The sequence below is a fragment of the Mesorhizobium sp. M5C.F.Ca.IN.020.32.2.1 genome (assembly GCF_004023105.1).
In the GTDB taxonomy this organism is placed as follows: Bacteria; Pseudomonadota; Alphaproteobacteria; order Rhizobiales; family Rhizobiaceae; genus Mesorhizobium; species Mesorhizobium wenxiniae.
The window spans coordinates 1-1303 of record NZ_RZSX01001257.1 but is presented as its reverse complement, the minus strand read 5'-3'; the positions used below and the strand labels follow the sequence as shown (position 1 = coordinate 1303).

General features: G+C 56.0%; 1 protein-coding gene. It reads left to right on the top strand.

Going from position 1 to position 1303, the window contains the following annotated elements; all coding sequences use genetic code 11:
* A partial coding sequence (locus EOA86_RS34950; protein ID WP_128345653.1) for an EAL domain-containing protein occupies positions 1 to 1303 on the top strand: 1303 nt, incomplete at both ends.

Sequence of the window (1303 nt, the reverse complement as noted above, 5' to 3'; positions counted from 1 at the left end):
GTACACGACGTCTCAAGCATCGCTGCATCTAATAATTCTGGCGGGCATTTCAGCTGGCGCGGTCACGTACGGCAGCTCATATGCTGCGGCAGCGATATACTTCATCACACCGCCACTCCTCATTGCCGCCGCATGCTTGCTGACGAAGGGAACCCTGGAAAACTACATTCTGGCTTTTGCCGTCCTGCTTTTCGAGGGCGGCCTGGCTCGAGCCTCGTTCGTTGGACAAGCGCGCTTCCGTGACGCGAGCCGCCTGAGACATCAAGCCGAGCGGCTTGCCGCGGAAATGGAGCGCAATTCCAGGGAGGACCATCTTACCGCGCTCCTCAACAGGCGCGGCCTCGAACATGCAATCGATCAGTTTGAGAACACTGATGGGCCCTTTGTGGCCATGCTGATTGATCTGGATGGGTTCAAATCTGTCAACGATACCTACGGTCACAGAACGGGTGACGAGCTGCTTGCCAGGATCGCCCGCCGAATAGAGGAAGAAGCACCGGAGGGCTCAACGCTCGCCCGCATCGGTGGCGATGAATTCGTGCTGGTTTTTTCCTCGCTTAGAAATTCGCCTTCTCCCAGCAATCTCGCATCCAATCTCATATCCAAGCTTGCTCGCCCCTATCCTGGCGTCGCCTCCGTCCGGATCGGGGCATCCATAGGAATATACTCGGCTAAAAACCCGGGGCTGACGGAAATGTTGTTGCGGGCGGACATCGCCCTTTACACAGCTAAGCGCCGTGGCAGGAACGAATTTTGCCTGTTCGATGCCGAGCTCGACCGGGAACTGCAACGCCGCCAGTCAATCGAACGCGATCTTCATTCGGCGATAAAGACGAGAAGCTTGGGCCCTTGGTTCCAGCCAATCGTAAGACTCGACACCGAAGCTGTGATCGGTTTTGAAGGGTTGCTAAGGTGGTCCCATCCGATTCACGGTTCCATCTCTCCGCCCGAAATCATGACAGCGGCACGCGAAACCGGAATGCTCCAGCTGCTAACTCAAGCTGTATTTTCCGAATGTTGCGCTTTTATCGACGCCTTGGTGAAAGCTGACTGTCGTGATGTTCGTGTGACGATGAACGTTTCACCGCGCGAATTGGAGGCCGGCGATATCGACGAAATGGTTCTGAATGGTCTGGCGGCAAAGGACCTCCCTGCAACGATGTTCGAAATTGAGATAACAGAAGAATCGCCCGTGGACCCGGACAGGGTCGATGAAAAGCTCGGACGGCTTTCACATGCCGGCATTTCCATCGCGCTCGATGTCTTCGGCACCGGCTTTTCCACGTTGGCATCGCTCAAGGAC